The following is a 20,271-nucleotide window of genomic DNA, read 5'->3' on the forward strand; positions in this document are numbered from 1 at the left end:
GCAAACTCCACGCTTGCTGGAGCCGCCCCGATTCGTCCTGAAATCGCCCCAGCAGTCTCGGGGACGCCGGGGAACCCTTGGCTGCGACGCGACGGTGCCGCTCGAGACGTCGAGGCGTCGCACGCGTCCCAACGAGCCATCCTGTGGCCACGTCCATGTCGCTGGCGAGGACAGCGATCGGCTGCCCTCCGTGCGCCGGTCGCCTCAGGCGGAGGTCGGCGGGACCGGCAGCACCCGCTCCACGAGGTAGCGGAGGATGTCCTCGGGCGTGATGATCCCGACGAGCCGCCCCTCGCGCACGACCGGCAGATGGTGGATCCGGTTCTCGCGCAGCAGCGTCATCACCTCGTCGGTGGGCATGAACTCGTCCACGCAGATCGGCGGGGTGCTCATCACGTCCGCGGCCGTCATGCCCTCGTACTCCTCGCGCAGGAGCGCGCCCAGGAGATCCGTCTCGCTGACGAACCCGACGATGTGGTGACCCTCGTCGATGACCGGCGCGCCGCTCAGGTTCTGCTTCGCGAACAGCTGCAGCATGTCGGTGACCGGCGTGCCCTGCTCCAAAGCGATCACGCGCTCGGTCATCAGATTGCGGGCATGGCCCTTCATGGTCTGCGGCATGTAATGATCGAGACGCAGCGGCGTCAAGGGCGCATCGACGCACCGCGCCGAGCAGTCCGTCCAGCCGCCGTGCGCCCTCGCCCGCGGCACGCCCCTCGGCGGCACGTCCCTCGATCGAGCGAACGCCGCGGACGGCCGCGCGCGGACAGGGCGCCCCCGGCCCGGACGAGCCAGCGCTGCCGTCCCAGCCGCCCCGCGACCCGGGCGGCGCCGCGCCCCCGCGCGTCGAGCGCGGACCCAGGGGAGGCCGGCCACGCAGGTCGGCAGACCACGACCTCCTCGTCGTCCGCGCCGACGACGCCAGCGACGAGCCCCTCGCGCGCCGCCCGGCAGGAGGGTGGCTGTCAGCGCCTCAGCTGCGTCGCCGCCGCCCATCGCGCCTCCGTCCCCGGTGCGAGCATCGCTGTCCATGACGGCGTGGACAGAGCGGTGGTTTCGCGCTGACAGAGCGATCGCTCCGCGACACAAAAAAAGAGCGTATTGCGTGCGCGTCGCTCTTTGCCACGCGGTTTATCAGTGACATCTTTCCACGTGTCGCTGTAGCGGAGATGACTCACGTCGGCCGCTCCGGCCTTGTAGGCTTCTTCGCGGCTCGTGCATTTGAACCAAGATGTACGCACCGGCGTTCGATGCGAGCACCCGTGGCCCGCGTTCCGGCGCCGGTCGTTTCGGGAGCTCATGGGCGGAGAGCTCATGGGTATCCCAGGGGGGCGTTAACCATGGAGCATTCGCCGAAGCTGGCTGCACTCGTCCTCGCCGTCGCCGCGCTCTCCACAGGCGCCTGCGCGGCCCCGCCCGACCCGGAACCCTCGGCCGAGGCCGAGGACGGCGACGCGTCCCAGGCCGTCGGGGCGAACAACGCGCTGACGTCGAACGCGCTGACGTCGAACGCGCTGACGTCGAACGCGCTGACATCGAAGGCGCTGACGTCGAACGCGCTCACCGCCGAGGCGCTCTCGGAAAGCCCGCTCGCGGCCGAGGCGCTCCGCGACCCGGCCGCGCGCGCCGTGCTGAAGTACATCGCGAGCTGCGCGCTGCCGCGAGGCGAGCGCCTCACCCTCGCGATCGACGGCGACGAGCTCTCCTTCCCGGGGGAGCTCGGCCTCGCGCCGCGCTGGGGAAAGGAGGGCGGATCCTGCGACGGCGCGTGCCGGAGCTGGGTCAGCGGCTGCGTCCTCGCCCGCGTCAACTACCTCGGAGAGCGGGTGAGGATCTCCCTCCGCGGCGATCGCGCGGAGCTCCTCGCCGACAAGGTCGAGCGCGCCGCCTTCCCCGTGCGGGAGGCGACGTACTACGGCGACATCTTCGCGGAGCGGCCCGTCTATCACGCGTGCCTCCCGCAAGAGACCGCGGCCATCCCCCGCGTCTGCGGGCCGTCGCTCGAGACGTGCGCGATCGAGGTCGCCGGGTCGTGCGAGCGCCTGTGCGATGCGCCGAGCAGCGACGGGAGCTTCCGGAACTGCCGCAGCACGGGCCGCGTCCCCTCGGGCGAGCTCGCCGTCGAGGAGGTGCCGCACCCGGGCTCGGTCACCGTGTTCCTGCGCTGACGTGAGCCACGCGGAGGTCGTCGCAGGGCGCTTCGTCCTCGAGGGCGAGGCCGCCGCCGGAGGGATGGGCACCGTCTACAAGGCGCACGACCGCCTCGGCGGCGCGTCGGTCGCCCTCAAGATCGTCCGCCTGAGGAGCGCGATCCAGATCGAGCGGTTCGAGCGGGAGGCCGCGCTCCTCGCCGCGCTCGTCCACCCGGGCATCGTGCGCTACGTCGCGCACGGCAGCACCCCGGAGGGCGACCGCTACCTCGCCATGGAGTGGCTCGACGGCGAGGACCTCGCCGCGCGCCTCGCCCGACGCGTCCTGCCCGCGAGCGAGGGGCTCTCGCTCGTGCGCCGGGCCGCCGACGCCCTCGCGTTCGCGCACGCGCGCGGCATCGTCCACCGCGACATCAAGCCGAGCAACCTCTTCCTCCCCGGCGGCGACGCGGGGCGGGTCAAGCTCGTCGACTTCGGCATCGCGCGCCCCAGCGCGGACGCGGGGCGCGTGACCATCACCGGCGGCGTCCTCGGCACGCCCGGGTACATGGCCCCCGAGCAGGTCGAGGCCAGGAGCGCGCCCGATCCGCGCAGCGACGTGTTCTCCCTCGGGTGCGTCCTCTTCGAGTGCCTCACCGGCCAGCCCGCCTTCGCGGCCGCGAGCCCGATGGCCGCGCTCAGCAGGCTGCTCCTCGAGGAGCCACCCCGCCTCCGCGACGTGCGCGCGGACGCGCCCGCCCCGCTCGACGAGCTCGTCGCGCGCATGCTGTCGAGGCAGCCCGGCGATCGCCCGCGCGACGGCGCCGAGGTCGCGGCGGAGATCGACCGGATCGCCGCGACGGCCGGCGCGTGGATCGCCCCGCCCGACGCGCCGACGCTGTCGGGGAGCGTGCCGCCCGGCGCGCCGCCGCGCGCGGGGAGCGCGCGGGGCCGCGGCCCCGCCCCGCGCGAGCGCGCCGCCCTCACGCTGGACGAGCAGCGCGTCGCGAGCCTCGTCTTCCTCGGCGCGGCCGACCACGGCGCCGTCGCCGAGGTCGACCGCGGCGCCCCCGGCGACGCCGGCGCGCCGCCCGCGTCGAGCGCGCGCGCCGTCGAGGTCCGCGCGCTCGTCGAGCTCCACGGCGGCAGGCTCACGCAGCTCGCCCCGGGCGTGGACCTCGTCGTGATGTCCGGCCCCGGCAGCGCCGTCGACCGCGCCGAGCGCGCCGCCCAGTGCGCGCTCGCCCTCCGCGCCGAGCTGCCGGGCGCGCCGCTCTGCGTCGTCACGGGGCGCGGCGTCTTCTCCGCGGGCGTCGCCGGGGGCGACGCCATCGACCGCGGCCTCGCCGAGCTCCGCGCCGCGCGCGACGCGGGCGGCGCGCGCGCCGTGCGCCTCGACCGCGCGACCGCCGACATGCTCGGCCCCCGCTTCGTCGTCGCGCGCCCCGCGCCCTCCGCGCCGGACGAGCCGCTCGTCCTCTCCGGCGAGCGCGCCGTGGACGAGGTCGCCCCCGCGCTGCTCGGGAAGCGCACGCCCTGCGTCGGCCGCGCCCGCGAGCTCTCGATGCTCCACGGCGCGCTCTCCGGCTGCATCTCCGAGTCGCTCGCGAGCGCCGTGCTCGTCGTCGGGCCGCCCGGCGCCGGCAAGTCCCGGCTCCGCCTGGAGCTCTTCGCCGCCCTGCGGCGAGAGAACGAGCCGGTCGAGATCCTCTGGGGACGCGCCGACTCGAGCTCCCCCGGCTCGCCGTTCGGGATGATCGCCGACGTCCTCTGCCGGGCCGCGGGCCTCCGCGAGCGCGACCCGAAGGTGGCGCGCCACCGCAAGCTGAAGCAGCGGCTCGGGCGCCACCTCGGCGGCCCGGCGCTCGAGCGCGCGGCGGCGTTCCTCGGCGAGATCGCCGGCGCGCCGTCGCCCGAGCACGCCCGGCTGCTGCGCGCCGCGCGCCAGAGCGCCGCCGGCGTGAGCGACGGCGTGTGGGCCGCGTGGGAGGACTGGCTCGCGGCCGAGTGCGCCGCGCGCCCGGTGCTCCTCGCGCTGGAGGACCTGCACTGGGGCGACGCCGCCACCGTGCGCCTGCTCGACGCGACCCTGCGGAACCTCCGCGAGCTGCCGCTCCTCGTGCTCGCGCTCGCGCGCCCCGACGTCCACCGGCAGTTCCCGAACCTGTGGGCCGAGCGCGAGGTGCAGACGATCAAGCTCGGACCGCTGCCGCGCCGCGCGGGCGCGGAGCTCGTGCGCGCGGCGCTCGGCGAGCCCGTGCCCGAGGGCGTGGTGGCGCACCTGGTCGAGCGCGCCGGCGGCAACCCGTTCTACCTCGAAGAGCTCATCCGCGCGGTCGCGAGCGGCAAGGGCGAGCTCCTGCCGGACTCGGTGCTCGGCACGGTCGAGGCGCGGCTCGACGCCGAGGGCAACGAGGGCAAGCGCGTGCTCCGGGCGGCCAGCATCTTCGGCGATCGCTTCTCGAAGCGCGGCGTCGCGGCGCTGCTCGGCGGGGAGGAGCGCCTCGCCGACGTCGAGGCGTGGCTCAGGGCGCTCGCCGACCGCGAGCTCGTCGCGCCGGCCTCCGGGTCGGGAGGCCTCGCCGACGCCGCCGACCACGTCTTCCGCCACACGCTCGTCCGCGAGGCCGCCTACGCCATGCTCACCGAGCACGATCGCGCGCTCGGCCACCGGCTGGCGGGCGCGTGGCTCGAGCGGGGCGCGTCCGTGGATCCGCAGGTCGTGGCCGAGCACTTCCGGCGGGGCGGCGAGCCCGGCCGCGCGGTGCGCTGGTACCGGCGCGCGGCCGAGCAATCGCTCGAGGCGAACGACCTCTGCGCCGCGATCGAGCGCGCCGCGAGCGGCGAGGCGTGCGGCGCCGCGGGCGAGGACCTCGGCGCGCTGCGGCTCGTCGCGGCCGAGGCCAAGGTCTGGGAGGGAGATCTCGCCGCCGCCGAGGCGCTGGGCGCGTCCGCGGCCGAGCTGCTCCCGGCCGGCTCCCCCGGGTGGTTCCGGGCCGTGACGCAGATCGCCGCCGCCGCGGGGAAGCTCGGCGCCGTCGACCGCGTGGCCGGGTGGGCCGCCATCGCCGAGGGCCTGTCCGCGTCGCGCGATCCCGCCGCGCTGCCGCCCCCGAGCGCGCCCGCGCCGCCGCCCTCCGGCGCGCCGGCGCTGCGGCGCGCGCGGATCGCGTGCTTCTGCGAGTGCGGCGCGCAGCTCGTGTTCGGCGGCCGCTACGCCGAGGCCGACGCCCTGCTCGCGCGCATCGACGAGGACCTCCGCGCGGCCCCGCCGCCCGACGCCGAGCTCGTCGCGATGGCGCAGCAGCTCCGCGCCATCCGCGCCTCGGCCGGCGGCGACCCCGAGGCCTGCCTCGAGGGCCTGGAGGCGGCGCTCGCGGCGTTCGAGCAGGCCGGGGACCGGCGCAACGCCTGCGTGATCCGCGCGAACCTCGGCTTCATCTACGCCGAGCTCGGCGAGCTCGAGGCGGCCGAGGCGGCCCTGCGCGCCGCCCTGGAGGCCGCCGATCGGATGGGGCTGCGCGAGCTCGCGACCGTGGCGCTGCACAACCTCGGCCACGTGCTCGGGCAGCTCGGCAAGCTCGACGAGGCGCAGCTCGTCGAGGGGCGCGCGGTGGAGGCGTTCCAGCAGCGGGGCGACCTGCGCATGGAGGGCGTGGCGCGCACGTACCTCGCGAAGATCGCGCTGCTCTCGGGCGACGCCGCGACCGCCGAGCGGGAGGCGGGCGCGGCCGAGGCGGCGCTGCGCGTGGCCCCGCGGCTGCGCGCGCCGGCCATGGCGGTGCGCGCGCGCGCGCTGCTCGCCGGCGGCCAGGTCGCGGCGGCCCTCGGCGCGGCGCGGGCGGCGTTCGGCGAGCTCGCGGCGCTCGGGTCCCTGGAAGAGGGCGAGTCGCTCGTGCGGCTCGCGTACGCCGAGGCGCTCGCGGCGTCCGGCGCGCACGCCGAGGCGGCCGCCGTCCTCGCCGACGCCCGAGAGAGCCTGCTCGCGCGGGCCCAGCGCATCGCCGACCCACGGCGGCGCGAGCGGTTCCTGACCGCGGTGCCGGAGAACGCGCGCATCGTCCTGGGCGCCGCGTCGTCGACCTAGCTGGCCCCTCCGCGGCGAGCCAGCGGCCCGAGGGGTGCATTCGCCCTCCGCCTCGCCCGCCCGTGCGCATCCGCTTCCCGCGCGGATCCGCGCGACATGGACGGTTTGACGCGCGCTGCTCATGGCCTGTCGCGTCGCCTGGACCAACGTGACCAGTGCGGGGCCGGACACCTGCCTGCCGATTGTCCAGGATGAACGAGGTGCTTATTGCGCTGAGAGCCTGTGAGTTCTGCTTGATTCAAATTAAAAAAATACTCTATCAGAGGTGACAGGTGATCAGACGAGCTCATTCCTCCAACACGGGCGCTGTACTACCCACCACCGTCACACCTGCTCGAAATGGGCAGAGAGTCGAGAGAAAACGAGGGGCTGGGTGCCGAATGTGGATTGACGCATTGCGCTGTGCGGCCGGCGCTGCCGTCCTGCTGCTCTCGCAAGGATGCGTTGCGTCGAAGGATGAGGCGGCGGGCGAGGAGCGCGCCGACGTCGGCGAGGCGGCCCTGGCGCTGAAGAGCTATGCGAAGACGCAGTATCCGATCGTGCTCTGTCACGGGATGGCGGGCTTCAAGGCGATGTTCGGTGTGGTCGACTACTTCGGTGGGGTCGCGTCGACGCTGCGCGCCGGCGGAGCCGAGGTGTACGCCACCTCCGTGCCCCAGTTCGACAGCACCGAGGCGCGCGGGGAGGCGCTGCTCGCCCAGATCGAGGATATCGTCGCGCGCACCGGTAGCGGGAAGGTCAACCTGATCGGGCACAGCCATGGCGGGCTCGACATCCGCTACGTCGCCGCGGTGCGGCCTGATCTCGTCGCCTCGGTGACCACGATCGGGTCGCCGCACCAGGGGGCCGAGCTCGCCAGCTATCTCCAGGAGAACCTGCGCGACGGCGGCTTCGCCCAGGGGGCGCTCTCGTTCCTCGCCAACGGCCTGGGCACGGTGCTCAGCCTGCTCAGCGGGCAAACGGTGCCCCAGGACTCGATCGCCGCCGTGAGGTCGCTCTCGGCCGTGGGGATGCGCGAGTTCAACGCGACTTACCCGGCCGGGCTGCCCGAAGGCCGGTGCGGGCAGGGCGCCGCCGAGGAGAACGGCGTGCGCTTCTTCTCGTGGTCGGGGACCGGGATCATCACGAGCCTCCTCGATCCGACCGACGTGACGCTCGGGCTCATCTCCAAGCTGTACTCGGAGTCGAACGACGGGATGGTGGGCAGGTGCAGCTCCCACTTCGGTGAGGTGGTCCGCGACGATTACGGGATGAACCACCTCGACGAGGTGAATCAGCTGTTCGGGTTTATCAACCTGTCTGGCCCGAACCCGAAATCCGTGTTCCGGGCGCACGCGAGCCGCCTGAAGAACCTCGGTCTCTGATCCGGTGAGGGCCCGTGGAGCGTCGTAGAAGGAACGTCCTCTTCGCGGCGATGGCGGTCGCGGCGCTGCTCGGCGCCGGGCGGCTCCTCTCGCGGGAGCGGCCCCGACCGGCCGCGTCCGCCGCGCGGACGAGCGGGCTCTCCGCGCGCTCCTTCCGGGCGGAAGCGCGGCCGGCGCTGTCGACGGCGACGACCCCCACGCGCGTCCGGCAGGCGCTGTCGGTCGCGCCCCCCGCGGCCGCCCTGCCGCGGACGGCCGCGGCGCCGTCGCTCCGCGGCACGGACGTCGACGGCGCGGTGCTCGTCGACGCGAACGGCGATCTGATCGTCGGCCCCGAGCTCCTCGCGCTGTTCGACTACTTCCTGAGCGCGACCGGCGAGGCGCCGGACGCGGCGATCCGCGCCCGCATCGTGGCGGCGATCCGGGAGCGCGCCGCGGGGCGCGCGGCGGACCAGGCGATCGACTTGCTCGACCGGTATCTCGGCTACCGCGAGGCGGCCGGCGCCGCGCGCGCCGCGCAGGCGGCCGATCCGGCCGAGCGGCTCGCCGCGCTGCGCGAGATCCGGCGGGCGCACTTCGGCGACGACGTCGCGGCGCAGCTGTTCGGCGACGAGGAGCGGGAGGGGGAGGCGGCGATCGCGGCGTCGCGCGTCCTCGCGGACGCGACCCTCTCGCCCGAGGAGCGCGACGCGCGGCTCGCCGAGGTCGAGGCGGCGCTGCCCGATCACCTCCGCGAGGCGCGGGAGGCGGCGGTGCGCCCGCTCGTCCAGCAGGCCGAGGAGCAGGCGCTCCGCGAGGCGGGCGCCTCGGACGAGGAGCTCTACGCGCACCGGGTCGCGACCGTGGGCCCCGAGGCCGCGGCTCGGCTCGCGGAGCTCGACCGGCAGCGGGCGGACTGGCAGCGGCGCCTCGAGGCGTTCGAGGGCGCGCGCGCGGCGATCGCGGCGACCGAGGCCGATCCGGAGGCGCGGCGCGCCGCCGAGGAGGCGCTGCTCGCGCGCGCGTTCACGCCCGAGGAGCGGCTGCGCGTGCGGGCGCTCCTGGGCGCCGCGCCGTGACCCGCGCGCCGGCGCGCCGGCGCGCCGGCGCAGGATGAGCGCGCCGGCGCTCCGCGATCCGGGCGCGGGCGGGGACCTCGAGCCGCGGCTACATCGAGCCGTGGATCGAGAGCCCGAGCCCGTCGGGCGTGACGACCGGCGCTGCGCCCACCTGGAGCACGCTGCCGCGCTTCATCGGCACGCGCACCTGCCGCGGCATGGCGACGCCGCCGAGCAGCATCCCGAGGCCGACGGCCTGGCCGGCGCCCAGGATGGAGAGGCCGACCGCGCCTGCCGCCGAGTGCCGCCCCGTGCCGAGGTGGATCCAGGGGCCGGCGAGGGGGATGAGCAGCGTGGTGGGGCTGGCCGAGGCCCTGTCGCGCTGCGGGACGAGGGAGCACGCGCACTTGGTGCAATGGGGCACGAGCCGGGAGTGCGGCCGCTCGAGGCTGAGGGCGGCGCCGTAGATGGCCGACGCGGTCCAGAAGCCGCCCAGCGTGGACGCTCCGGCGACGATCCAGCGCCGCTTCTTGGGGTTCGCGACGTAGGTGGAGGCGGCCTTCTGCGCGGTGATCGAGCCCTGCTGCGGCCCGAGGCGGCCTTGCGCTCGCGCGTGCGCCTGCGCCTGCACCTGCGCCTGCGGCGAGGTGGCCTGTGCGGCGTCGCCCGCGGAAGCGCTGGAGATGCCGAGACAGAGGCCGAGCCCGAGAAGCCCGGCGAGCCCCCCGACGACGCCTCTCCCTCTTGTTGACCTACCGCTGTTTCTCCCCGTCTTCGAAGTCCGCATGAGCCCCTCCCGGTGCCACGAAGCGCGCACCTGCGCTCGGGAGAGCAAGCCGCGGACCCTCCTGGAGAGGCCTCTCGCGCCGGTGGACGCGAGAGCCCGAGATCCGCGCCGCGCAGGCACAGAGAGCACAGAGGGCACGGAGAGCACAGAGGCTCTCTGGGATTCTCTCCGAGTCCTCTGCGCGGCCGGGATTCCTCGTGCTGGAGGGGAGACGCCGGGTCCTGCTCCGGGGAGGACCTGGAGAGAGGCGCTCGCTGCGAGGTGCTTGACTTCCGAGGTGGCCTGTGGAGTTCCTGTCGACCGCCGCCCATCTCACCCGCAGGAGCCGACCATGACGTCCCGACGCGACCGAGCGACCATGAGCCTCCGGCGCGCCGCTTCGGGGTGCCTCGTGGGCCTCTCGTGCGCTGGCCTCGTCGGATGTGGCGGCGATCCGGAACAAGCGCCTGCCGTCTCCGGCGGCATGCCGCTGCACCGCATGACGGCGGCCGAGTACAACACCACCGTCGCCCACCTCCTCGGCACGAGCCTGCGGCCGGCGGACGGCTTCCCGGCCTCCGGCGCGAAGGGCTTCGACGCGAACGCCAGCGCGCTCTCCAGCCTCTCGCAGGTCCTGGTCCAGGGGTACTACGACGCCGCGAGGCGGCTCGCCGACGACGCGTTCTCGAACGAGGCGCAGCGCGCGAAGATCCTCGTGTGCGATCCGGAGGTGGGCGCGGGCGACGCCTGCGCGCGCGACATCATCGCGCGCTTCGGATCGCGCGCCTTCCGGCGCCCGCTCGAGGCGGCGGAGATCGAGCGCTACGCCGCGCAGTACGCCCACGCGGTCACCGCCCTCGAGATGTCCCCCGTCGAGGCGGTGCAGCACGTCGTCCGGACCCTGCTGACGTCGCCGAGCTTCCTCCTCAGGATCGAGCTCGGCCCCGACGCGAAGCGATCGCCGGGGGCCCTGGGTGGCCACGAGATCGCCTCGCGCCTCTCGTACCTGCTCTGGAGCTCGCTCCCGGACGAGGCGCTCTTCGACGCGGCGGAGCGCGACGCGCTCGCCACCGAGGGCGAGCTCCGCCGAGAGGTCGACCGCATGCTGGCCGACCCGAGGAGCGCCGCGTTCTACCGGAACTTCTTCGGGCAGTGGCTCGGGACCCGCACGCTCCCGAGCCACCACGCCGACGCCGCCGTGTTCCCGCTGTGGAGTCAGGCGCTGAAGGCCGCGATGATCGCGCAGGCCGACATCTGCTCGATCCGATCGGGCTGAGCCTGGAGAACTTCGACGCGATCGGCGCCTACTCGCCGCGCGGGGCGCGCGCGGGGGAGCCCGGGACCCCGAAGCGATTCCTGCTCTGCACCTTCCCGAACGGGGCGCCCCACCACTGGTGGGAGACGGCGCCGGCGTTCGGAGAGACGCTGAGGGGCGCCGATTTCAAGCTGCCGAGGGTGCTCGAGCACTTCGCGCCGGTGAAGTCGAAGATGCTGATGATAAGCCGCCTCGGCAACTACACCTGGAGCAAGGAGCAGAGCCCGTACATCGAGCCGTCGCACTCGCGGCTCACGGCGGCGCTCTCCACCTGCATCGACGCCGATCAGCTGGGGAGGGACCAGGGCCAGGATCTCGGCGAGTGGGTAGGCAACGGCGTCTCGGTCGACCAGCTCATCGTCCAGAAGGCCGGGCCGGAGCAGGCGACCCGCATCCCGTCGCTGCAGACCGGGCTCGGGGTCAAGCCCGGCTTCTTCGACGAGCGGAGCTACGCGTACAACCAGGCGATCTCCTGGAAGAGCCCGCGCGAGCCGCTGAAGCGCTCGGTCAACCCGAAGGCCGTGTTCGACGCGCTCGTCGGCGCGGGCGCGGGCGCGGCGCCCGTGCCAGGCCAGACCGCCGAGCAGGCCAGGATCGAGGCGGCGCGCCGCGCGGCGGCCGACAAGAGCGTCATCGACGCCGTGCTCGCGGACGCGAACGCGCTCATGCGCCGGGCCTCCGCGGAAGACCGCCAGATCGTCCAGCAGTACCTGGATTCGCTGCGGGAGATCGAGAAGAACGTGGCCCGGGTCCAGTCGACGATCCCGGCCAACCTGGGCTGCGCGCCGATCGCCGAGCCCGGGATGGTGCCCGAGCCGCCGGGGCAGGGGGAGGGGCTCAACGAGAACGACATGACGGAGGCCGGCGAGTACAAGCACGAAGACCACGCGAACGTCATGATCGATCTCCTGGTCATGGCCATTCAATGCGACGTGACGCGCGTCGTCACCCACATGCTCGACGACGCTCGCTCCGAGTTCGACTACCGGTGCATCCCCGAGGACGTCCGCGCCAAGGTGGGACTCGAGCACAGGCCCGAGAGCAGCCTGCACTACCACGCTTCGCAGCACGGCGCCGGCAACCTGGACCGCGCGACCGAGGGCGGCCGGTACAGGATCATCGAGGAGAGCAACCTCGATTTCGCGGCCATCACCTGCTGGCTCGGCCAGAAGACCGCGGCGCTCGCGGCGCGGCTCGACGCGATCCGCGAGGGCGACGGCACGGTCCTCGATCACTGCGTCATGGTGCACATGAGCGAGATGCGCACTCACGATCATGACGCCTACGACCTGCCCATCGTGCTCCTGGGCGGCGACGGCGTGTTCCTGAACGACGCGCACGTCGCCTACGGCCCTGTCGGGGGCGATCGCCAGCTCCGCGATCTCTGGTTCACGATCATGAACCAGTACTACGGGCTCGGCGTGGCGTCGTTCGGCGACGATCTCCGCGGCGAGCCGAACCGGCTGCTCGAGGAGATCCTGCGGTAGCCGCTCACGCGCTCGCCCGCTCGCCAGCTCGCACCGAGCGCCGCTCCGATCGCTGGAGCGAGGTTGCTCCTCCGCGAAGGCCGGAATAGGCTCGTTGCGGCAGGAGGCGCTTTGATTTATTTCGATGAGAGATGGATCACCATCTCCTGGGACGAGGAGATCCAGGCCGTGGTGGCCGAGTGGAAGGGGTTCGCCGAGAGCAAGGAGTTCCGCGCGGGGCTCGAGGCCGGTCTGTCTCTCGCCCGCAAGAAGATGGCGACCCGCTGGCTCGCGGACACCCGCCGTGGGCCGCCCAGCACGCAGGAAGATCAGCAGTGGACGAGCCAGATCTGGTTCCCTCGCCTGATCGCTCAGGGAGTCCGCTGGATGGCCCTGGTCGTGCCGGAGTCGGCCATCACGCGCATGTCGCTCAAGGGGATCATGACCAAGGTCACTAGCGCGGACCTCACCCAGGCGTACTTCCCCGACGCCGAGTCCGCCCGCACGTGGCTCGCCTCCATGCGGTGAGCGCGGGCGCCCGAGCGGGCGAGCGTGGCCGTGATGGCCTCTCGGGCGCTCGCGGTCCGCGGATTGCTAGGCCGCGGGGCGGGAGGTTTCTCATGACACAGTCCGCGATCTATCCGAGCACCGAAGACCTGCTTTCGCCGGAGGTGACCAGGCCGGGCGCCGCCGCGCCGGCGGTCCAGAAGAACGCTGCGATCCCCTCCAAGCTGCTCTTCGGCGTCCTGCCCATCCGGCGCCTCATCCCCCAGGACGTCCACTCCGCCCTCGATTACTCGAACGGCCTCATGGTGGCCCTGGCCGGCCTCGCCTCGAACCGGCGTGAGGCAAAGGTCGCCGGTGCGATCCTCGGCGCCTCGGTGATCTCCGTGTCCCTGCTCACCGATTACCGGATGAGCCTGGCCAAGTTGATCCCGATCGAGGCGCACGAGGTGCTCGATTATGTGTGGAGCGCCTCGGTGATCGCGGCGCCGTTCGCGCTCGGGTACACGAAGCGCGCACCGCTCGCCGCCTTCGTCCAAATTGCCACAGGGGCCGCCAACATCCTGGGCTCGATGTTCACCGACTACCGCGCGGCGCGGGGGAGCATGCAGTCGGCCGCCTAGCTCCGCCCGCCAGAAATTCCGCCCTGTGGGGAGGGCGGCTGCGCTCAGCGCCGCATGATCCGCCGATGGCCGCGGAGCAGCATTCGCGGCGCGCGCGCGCGGTCGACGTCGATCGGCGAGACACCCGCCCACGACGCGAGCGCACCGAAGGCGATATCGCGCTCGGGCGGCGAGAGATCGCCCAGGCTGGAGAGGTGGTTCCCATCCGGCACGACGAAGCGGTGCGTGTCCCGAGCCTCCCCGACGTCGAAGGCGGCGGCCGTGTACGGGTCGTTCTCGCCATAAAGGAACATCATCCGCTCGCCCTCGGCGGTGAGCCAGGCGGAGATGTCACTCATCGCCTTGGGATCGAAGACCGGAGTCTTGCCGGGCCCAGGGACGATGAACGATGTGGCCGTGTCGGCGTCGGGGTACACGAGGAGATCCGCGAGGTGCTCCGTCGCGATCGCCGGATAACCGAGCTGGACCGCAGCTTGCCAGTAGTAGGGCTCGTACACGAGGAGGGAAGCATCGCGGTAGAACGAGGGCTGGCTCACCATATCGAGGAAGGCCCAGACGTCCTCGTCGTCCGACGCCGCGGTCGGGACGGCGTCGCAGAGGGTCGCGTCCAGGTACTGCCAGAAGGCAAAGACCGAGTCGACCACCGCGGTCTCCAGGGCCTTCTCGGTGCCGAGCAGGTCGTAGGAGAAGCCCTCCGCCGCGGCGTCGGCCTCCATGCGCGCCAGCATCGCCGGGCGCCGCAGCAGCACCTCGCGCTGGAACTCCCGGAGCGCGCCCTGGCAGGCCGCATCGCCGCGCTCGGCCAGGAACTCGAGGTAGCGCGGGTCGGGGTTGCCCATGCTGTGCGGCGTCACGTAGGCCACGGTGCCGTCCACGTCGTCGGGATAGAAGCGACGATGGTAGACCGAGGTCATCCCGCCCTTGCTCCCGCCTGTGGAGATCCACTTGCCCTCGTAGAAGGGCCTCAGCGACGCGATGACGTGGTGAATGTCCGCGGCAGCTTGCTCGATGGTGAGCTGCGACCAGTCCGCAGGCTCCGGGCGGGAAGGCGTGAAGAAGCGGTGCTCGACGCGGATCTGGTTGCCGGCGAGCAGCTCGGTGGGCTCGTCGAGCCACTGGTACTCCGGCCAGAGGTTGTAGCCTTCGGTCGCGATCACCACGGGCGCGGCGGGGTCCCGGTGGTGGAGCACGAGGCGCTGGCGAAACCGCACGCCGTCCGGCGCCTCGTGATCCGCAGGCTGGTCGATCTCCATAACGAAATAGCGGTAGCCCGGAAGCTCCGAGTCCAGCTCCTCGACCGTGAGCCCCTCGACGGTCTGGAGCTGATCGAGGATGTCGCCCGAGCTGTGGGGGTCCGCGCCGCCCGCGCCGCCGCCGCCTTCGGCCTGGGGGTCCGCGCCGCCCGCGCCACCGCCGCCCTCGGCCTGGGGGTCCGCGCCGCCCGCGCCGCCGCCGCCCTCGGCCTGGGGGTCCGCGCCGCCCGCGCCGCCGCCGCCCTCGGCCTGGGGGTCCGCGCCGCCCGCGCCGCCGCCGCCCTCGGCCTGGGGGTCCGCGCCACCGCCGCCCTCGGCCTGGGGGTCCGCGCCGGCATCACCTCCGCAGGCGACAAGCGAAAAAGTGGCCGAGGTGAAGGCGAGCAAGATCAGGTATCGGGTGCGCATGACGGCCGAGCCTACATCAACGAGGCGCGCGTTCGGACGGACGCCGCCGTCGGGAAGCTGCCTTCACGACCTGGTCGCGCAGCCAGCGCTGCGCCGGCTCGTTCTGCGTGCGCCGATGCCAGATCAGCGCGAACGAGGAGCTGGCGAGATCGAGCGGCGGCGGTCGCACCGCCAGCCCGAGCGGCGCCGTCCGCAACCGCCGCCCCGACATGATCGCGCGCGCCCGCCGCTGTGCCTCACCTCAGGCAGAGCTCCTCGACGAGGCGGCGCATCGCGGGGTTCACGTCGAAGTGCCGCTCCACCCAGCGCAAGAGTGAAAGCGCCGACTCCGGCGTCCTCTCGTAGCCCTGCATGAACGAGGCGAAATCAGCCGTCATGTCCGGATACTGCTGCTCGATGCGCCGCTCGCGACCGAACGGATCGCGATGCACCGGCTCGGGCGTCCTGATGTGCGGCAGCAGCTCCATCACCCGATCGACCGCGTATCCCTGCACGAACCGGTATGCTGAGAGCTTCTCCCCGCGTCGATACCGGCACAGGCCGACGTACAGGTTGGTCACCAGCTCGCCCACGCTCCACGTGACCGACCGCTCCTGTCGATCTGCGATCTCCTGGGCCGGGAGCCGCAGAGACTCATCGCAGTCCGTCGCCTTCCAGACGAATCGCCCCTCGGCGTAGCGCACCTCGAGCAGCTCGTCTGGCTCGTACACCTCGAGCTCGCAGAAGATCCCGTCCTCGTAGAGCAGCTTGTAGCCGTGCGGCGTGTTCTGGAAGCACCACGCCACGGGATGGGCCGCGCTCATCCAGCGAAGATCACGGAGGAACTCGGCCTTGTGACCGGGTCGCACGACGGCGTAGAAGTCGAGGTCCGAGTACCTGTCGGCCCGCGCGGTCTCGACGCCCACCGAGCCCAGCCCGATCAACGCGAGCGCCTTGCCGCTGCTCTCCAGCGAGCGACCGATCGCGTCCAGCCGCTCGTGTAGCTGCTCCGGTCGATTCATGACGTTCCTCCTGAGCCGCTGGGCATGCGCTCCACAGCTGGCCGCTCCCCCATACCGTGACGCTGCGCGCGCGGGTCCGCGCCCGCCGCCGGCTAGACCGCGCCCTCGCGGAGCCACTCGCCGAAGCGCTCGCCGATCATCAGCGCGGTCAGGTTCGTGTTCACGCTCGGGATGGTCGGCATGATGCTCGCGTCCGCGACGATCAGGCCCTCGACGCCGCGCACGCGCCCGCGCCCGTCGACCGCCGCCGCCGCGTCCCCCTCGGGCCCCATCGGGACCGTCCCGCACGGGTGGTAGCCGGAGCCGCAGCTCCGGGTGATCCACCGCTCCAGCGCCTCGCGCCGCATCAGCGTGCGCTCCGTGGGCCACAGGAAGAAGCCGAGGTCGCGCATCGGCGCGGTGCGGGCGACCTCGTACGCGAGCACCAGCGCGTCGACCGCCCGCGCGCGATCGTCGCGGTCGACGAGCATGTTCGAGACGATGCGCGGCCGCGCGTGCGGGTCGGCGCTCAGGTACTCGATGCGGCCGGCGCCGCGCGGCTTGCCGATGCAGCACGCGATGGCGAACGCCGGGATCGTGAGGCGCGGGTGCACCGGGAAGAAGGAGCCCGGCTGGAGCTGCATGTCGTTCGGGTACGGGCTGCCGCGCGACGTGTAGCGGAGCACCGTCTGCACGAGCGGCTGGCGCAGGACGTCGATCAGCCCGCGGCGGCGCGGCCACAGGCCGATGGCCGCCCCCGGATGGTCGAGCAGCCGCGCCCCCACGGCGGGCACGTCGGACACGGGCTCGACCCCGAGCCGCGCGAGCTGGTCGCGCGGCCCGACCCCGCTGCGCAGGAGGATCCCGGGCGTCGCGATCGCGCCCGCGCTCAGCACCACCTTCCGCGTCGCGACGACCTCGACGCGCCCGTCGGTCTCGACCTCGACCCCCTCGACCCGGCGGTTCCGCACCAGCACCCGCCGCACCGTCGTGCGCGGCCGGAGCCGCAGGTTCTCCCGCCGGCGCACCTCGGCGGTCAGGTAGCAGCGCGCCGCGCTCATGCGCTGGCCGTCGATCTTGTTCATCGCGTGCGGCCCGACTCCATCGGGCGCCTGCGGATCGTTCGTGTCCGCGCACTCGCGGTAGCCGAGCGCCCTGCACCCGTCGACGAACGCCGCCTGCCACGGCACGAGCTCCTCGCGCCGCGCCCGGCGGATCGGCACCGGGCCCCCCTTGCCGTGCCACGGCTCGCCGAAGTCGCGGTCGTCCTCGAGGCGCTTGAAATAGGGCAGGCAGGCGTCGAAGCCCCACTCGGGCAGGCCGAGCGCGGCCCACTCGTCGTAGTCGTACGGCATGCCGCGGATCGCGATGCACGTGTTCACGGCCGACGAGCCGCCGACCACCTTGCCGCGCGGGAACAGGAACATGATCTGCCCCGGCGTCGGCCGGTGGCGGTAGCCCCAGTCGTGCGCGAGCCACGAGTTGCGCGTGCCGTCCCGCAGGTCGGCGGGCACGCGCGAGAGGTCCGGGTAGTCCGGGCCCGCCTCGAGCAGCAGCACCTCGCGATCGGCGCGCTCCGTGACGCGCGCCGCGATCACCGCGCCGGCCGAGCCGGCCCCGACCACGACGAGCTCGGCGGACGCGCCCGCGCGGGAAGAAGAGGACGGAGACGATCGAAACACCTTGGAAACTCGACCTACACGGGATCGCCTCGCCAGGCAACGTGCCCTCGAAACCGGCCGCGCCGTATCACTCCCGTGCAGCCGAATCGCACGCCGCGCGGCGCGCTCGTCCGGTGACTCGCCCGGGAGGCCACGTTGGAAACACCGAGGTTCATACAGGGGGTCTACGCGTTCGAGGGGCAGGGGCTGGAGCGGCCGGTCCCCCTCCGTCCCGTGATCGGGTACACGGTCCCGCGGGACAAGCGCGCCCAGCTCATCTACCTGCGCGCCGGCAACTCCACGTCCGAGCTCATCTACCTCTTGCTCGAGCGCGACGGCCAGCCGATGCGCTACTTCCCGATCGGCGCCAAGGCGGCGATCCACGTGCCGCTCGTCATCGTCGAGGACATCCCCCCGGAGAGCGTGCTGGCGCTGTCCGTGGGCGCGCCCGAGGGCGTGCGCGGCCTCGCGACGATCGACATCGGCCTGGCGGAGATCTGAGCCCTGGGGGACCCGGCGACGGCGCCTCGCCCGCGGCGCCGGGCGCTTTGCGGCGCCCCCTCGTCGCGCGTCCGGGGGTACGCTACCGGAGCGCGTCGCTCGCGGCGCCGCCCCCGCTCGCCATGCTCGACCTCACGACAGCCGCACCGCTCGCCCCCGGCACCGTCCTCGGGGGCGATTTCCGCATCGTCCGCCCCCTGAGCCAGGGGGGCATGGGCGCCGTGCTCGTGGCCGAGCAGCTCTCCACGGGCAAGCAGCGCGCGGTGAAGCTGATGCACGCGCAGCTCGCGCAGGACCCGCGGTTCCGCGAGCGCTTCGAGCAGGAGGCGCGGGTGGGGGCGCGCATCGAGAGCGACCACGTGGTGGAGGTGGTCGCGGCCGGCGTCGATCCGGCGACGCAGACCCCGTGGCTCGCGATGGAGCTGCTCGACGGGGCCGATCTGTCGGCCGTGGTCGCGCAGCGCGGCGCGCTGCCGCCCGACGAGGTCCGCGAGCTCATGGGGCAGCTGTGCCACGCGCTCGCGGCGGCGCACCGCGCGGGCGTGGTGCACCGCGACCTCAAGCCCGAGAACGTCTTCATCGCGCGGCCGCGGCAGCAGAACGTCCGCTTCAAGGTCAAGGTGCTCGACTTCGGCGTCGCGAAGATCGTGGCCGAGGCGCGGGCCACCACGGCGCTGACCGCGTCGGTCGGGACGCCGCTCTGGATGGCGCCGGAGCAGACCGAGGCGGCCCAGCACGTCACCCCGGCGTCGGACGTCTGGGCGCTCGGGCTGCTCGCCTTCACGCTGCTCACGGGGCGCATGTACTGGCTCGAGCCGAGCCGCGGGCCGAGCGCCTCGGTCATGTCGCTGATGCGCGAGGTGCTGTTCGTCCCGCTGAAGCCGGCGTCCGCCCGCGCCGCGCGCCTCGGCTGCCCGCACCTGATCCCCGCGGGGTTCGACGCCTGGTTCGCCCGGTGCGTCGCGCGCGACGCCCGCGCTCGCTTCGCCGACGCCGCGCAGGCCATGGCGGCGCTCGATCCCGTGCTCGCCGCGGCCGCCCACCGGCCCGCGGCCCCGCTGCACGGGCCGTTCGCGCCGGCCCCGCCGGCGACCACGGGCCTGACCTCCCCGACGCTCGCCGGCACCGACGTCGGCGGCGTGGCGGGCGGCACCCTGGTGCCGGTCCCGGCCCGGCCGGCGCGGAGGGCGCCCTGGGGCCTGCTGCTCGCGATCGCCGGCGGCGGGCTGCTCGCCGTCGCCGCCCTCGTCGTCGGCGGCGTCGTGCTCGTCGAGCGTCTGCGCGCGACCGAGCCCGAGGCGCTGCCGCCGCCGCACGGCAGCGCGGGCAGCGCCGGCGCGGCCCCCGGCAGCGCCTCGGCGGCGCCGGCGCGGCCCCCGGGCGCCGCGACGGCCGGCGACGTCGACCTGGCCGGCACGTACGACATCACCGCGTCGCGCAACCCGGGCGGGCAGGGCAGCTACGCGGGCAACGTCCTCCTGTCGCGGAGCGGGGATGCGTACCGCATCGCCTGGATCATCACGAAGGGCGCCGGCTACGAGGGGATCGCGTTCTTGCAGGGGCAGACCCTCGCCGTGGGCTGGGCGAGCGGCGGCCCGTACGGCGCGGCCGCCTACCGCATCGAGGGCGATCGCCTCCGCGGGCAGTGGATCGCGAGCGATCGGCCCGGCCAGATCGAGGCCGAGACGCTGCAGGGGCCGGAGGGGTTGACCGGGAGCTACCGCATCGTCGAGGGGAGCCGGAGAGGGACGGTCGCCATCGCGCGCGCGGGCGACACGTACGCGGTGACCTGGGCGCTGAGCACCGGCGCGCTGAAGGGCGTGGGCCTCCGCTCGGGAGACCAGCTCGTGGTGGGCTGGTCGCCGGGGCAGCCGGTCGGCGTGGTGAGCTATGCGATCGAGGGCAGGCAGCTCACGGGGCGATGGGCCAGCCTGGGCAGCTCGCAGGCGGGGGCGGAGACGCTGCTGCGGCGGTGAGACCGAAGTGAACCACATCCATGGGAACGAAATGATTGGCTTGTATGGGACCGCCAGGGAGAGCAGCTGACGCAGTATTTGGGGGGATTCACGCTTTATGGTGACACGCATTAAGTCGAGAACAACCCGAGTCAGCGTGGATAGCGGAAGGACACGGTTCCTTTTAGCACGATGTAGATGAGGACACCCATAAGCACAGCT

Annotated in this window: 15 protein-coding genes; 10 read left to right on the forward strand and 5 right to left on the reverse strand. The window is 73.5% G+C overall.

Annotation, left to right across the window (positions count from 1 at the left end; translation table 11 throughout):
* Nucleotides 1–204 precede the first annotated feature (204 nt).
* A complete protein-coding gene (locus WME83_RS21090) occupies nucleotides 205–648 on the reverse strand; it encodes a CBS domain-containing protein (protein ID WP_437321085.1) in 444 nt (147 codons plus the stop codon).
* A gap of 692 nt (nucleotides 649–1,340) precedes the next feature.
* Between WME83_RS21090 and WME83_RS21095 the strand changes: the two genes are divergently transcribed.
* From WME83_RS21095 to WME83_RS21110, 4 genes are all read left to right on the forward strand, one after another.
* Complete coding sequence (locus tag WME83_RS21095) at nucleotides 1,341–2,168, forward strand: hypothetical protein (protein ID WP_437321086.1); 828 nt, start codon at nucleotides 1,341–1,343, stop codon at nucleotides 2,166–2,168.
* Nucleotide 2,169: 1 nt separating this feature from the next.
* Entirely contained in the window at nucleotides 2,170–6,216 is a 4,047-nt protein-coding gene (locus WME83_RS21100) for a serine/threonine-protein kinase (RefSeq protein WP_437321087.1), read from the forward strand.
* Nucleotides 6,217–6,716: 500 nt separating this feature from the next.
* Nucleotides 6,717–7,580, forward strand: coding sequence for an esterase/lipase family protein (locus tag WME83_RS21105; RefSeq protein ID WP_437322022.1), 864 nt, complete (start codon nucleotides 6,717–6,719; stop codon nucleotides 7,578–7,580).
* 14 nt (nucleotides 7,581–7,594) lie between these two features.
* Nucleotides 7,595–8,638: a lipase secretion chaperone gene (locus WME83_RS21110; RefSeq protein WP_437321088.1), complete on the forward strand. Its 1,044-nt coding sequence runs from the start codon at nucleotides 7,595–7,597 to the stop codon at nucleotides 8,636–8,638.
* Nucleotides 8,639–8,726: 88 nt separating this feature from the next.
* Here WME83_RS21110 and WME83_RS21115 read toward each other — a convergent pair whose 3' ends face one another.
* On the reverse strand, nucleotides 8,727–9,248 hold the full coding sequence (locus WME83_RS21115; RefSeq protein WP_437321089.1) for a hypothetical protein: 522 nt from the start codon (nucleotides 9,246–9,248) through the stop codon (nucleotides 8,727–8,729).
* Nucleotides 9,249–9,735: 487 nt separating this feature from the next.
* Here WME83_RS21115 and WME83_RS21120 point away from each other — a divergent pair, with 487 nt between their 5' ends.
* From WME83_RS21120 to WME83_RS21135, 4 genes are all read left to right on the forward strand, one after another.
* Nucleotides 9,736–10,659 (forward strand): DUF1592 domain-containing protein, encoded by a 924-nt coding sequence (locus WME83_RS21120; protein ID WP_437321090.1) that lies wholly within the window; start codon nucleotides 9,736–9,738, stop codon nucleotides 10,657–10,659.
* On the forward strand, nucleotides 10,593–12,185 hold the full coding sequence (locus WME83_RS21125; protein ID WP_437321091.1) for a DUF1552 domain-containing protein: 1,593 nt from the start codon (nucleotides 10,593–10,595) through the stop codon (nucleotides 12,183–12,185). Before WME83_RS21120 ends, WME83_RS21125 begins: the two co-directional genes overlap by 67 nt.
* A 111-nt stretch (nucleotides 12,186–12,296) precedes the next feature.
* On the forward strand, nucleotides 12,297–12,692 hold the full coding sequence (locus WME83_RS21130) for a hypothetical protein (protein WP_437321092.1): 396 nt from the start codon (nucleotides 12,297–12,299) through the stop codon (nucleotides 12,690–12,692).
* Nucleotides 12,693–12,784: 92 nt separating this feature from the next.
* Nucleotides 12,785–13,291: a hypothetical protein gene (locus WME83_RS21135; RefSeq protein WP_437321093.1), complete on the forward strand. Its 507-nt coding sequence runs from the start codon at nucleotides 12,785–12,787 to the stop codon at nucleotides 13,289–13,291.
* A gap of 44 nt (nucleotides 13,292–13,335) precedes the next feature.
* Here the strand turns inward: WME83_RS21135 and WME83_RS21140 are convergent, their stop codons facing one another.
* From WME83_RS21140 to WME83_RS21150, 3 genes are all read right to left on the reverse strand, one after another.
* Nucleotides 13,336–14,952, reverse strand: a complete 1,617-nt coding sequence (locus WME83_RS21140; RefSeq protein WP_437321094.1) for a S28 family serine protease — start codon at nucleotides 14,950–14,952, stop codon at nucleotides 13,336–13,338.
* A gap of 236 nt (nucleotides 14,953–15,188) precedes the next feature.
* Nucleotides 15,189–15,953, reverse strand: a complete 765-nt coding sequence (locus tag WME83_RS21145; protein ID WP_437321095.1) for a hypothetical protein — start codon at nucleotides 15,951–15,953, stop codon at nucleotides 15,189–15,191.
* Between the two features lie 92 nt (nucleotides 15,954–16,045).
* On the reverse strand, nucleotides 16,046–17,614 hold the full coding sequence (locus tag WME83_RS21150; RefSeq protein WP_437321096.1) for a GMC family oxidoreductase: 1,569 nt from the start codon (nucleotides 17,612–17,614) through the stop codon (nucleotides 16,046–16,048).
* 135 nt (nucleotides 17,615–17,749) lie between these two features.
* Between WME83_RS21150 and WME83_RS21155 the strand changes: the two genes are divergently transcribed.
* Together WME83_RS21155 and WME83_RS21160 are read left to right on the forward strand one after the other, a co-directional pair.
* The gene (locus WME83_RS21155) at nucleotides 17,750–18,094 is read left to right on the forward strand and encodes a molybdopterin oxidoreductase (protein WP_437321097.1); all 345 of its coding nucleotides are present in this window, start codon (nucleotides 17,750–17,752) and stop codon (nucleotides 18,092–18,094) included.
* Nucleotides 18,095–18,141: 47 nt separating this feature from the next.
* Nucleotides 18,142–20,070 (forward strand): serine/threonine-protein kinase, encoded by a 1,929-nt coding sequence (locus tag WME83_RS21160; RefSeq protein WP_437321098.1) that lies wholly within the window; start codon nucleotides 18,142–18,144, stop codon nucleotides 20,068–20,070.
* Nucleotides 20,071–20,271 lie beyond the last annotated feature (201 nt).

Source organism: Sorangium sp. So ce385 (assembly GCF_051474135.1).
GTDB lineage: Bacteria > Myxococcota_A > Polyangia > Polyangiales > Polyangiaceae > Sorangium > Sorangium cellulosum_D.

Coding starts and splice junctions, on each gene's coding strand:
- WME83_RS21095 (WP_437321086.1), top strand. CDS start 1,341: ATGGAGCATTCGCCGAAGCTGGCTGCACTCGTCCTCGCCGTCGCCGCG.
- WME83_RS21120 (WP_437321090.1), top strand. CDS start 9,736: ATGACGTCCCGACGCGACCGAGCGACCATGAGCCTCCGGCGCGCCGCT.
- WME83_RS21135 (WP_437321093.1), top strand. CDS start 12,785: ATGACACAGTCCGCGATCTATCCGAGCACCGAAGACCTGCTTTCGCCG.
- WME83_RS21140 (WP_437321094.1), bottom strand. CDS start 14,952: ATGCGCACCCGATACCTGATCTTGCTCGCCTTCACCTCGGCCACTTTT.
- WME83_RS21145 (WP_437321095.1), bottom strand. CDS start 15,953: ATGAATCGACCGGAGCAGCTACACGAGCGGCTGGACGCGATCGGTCGC.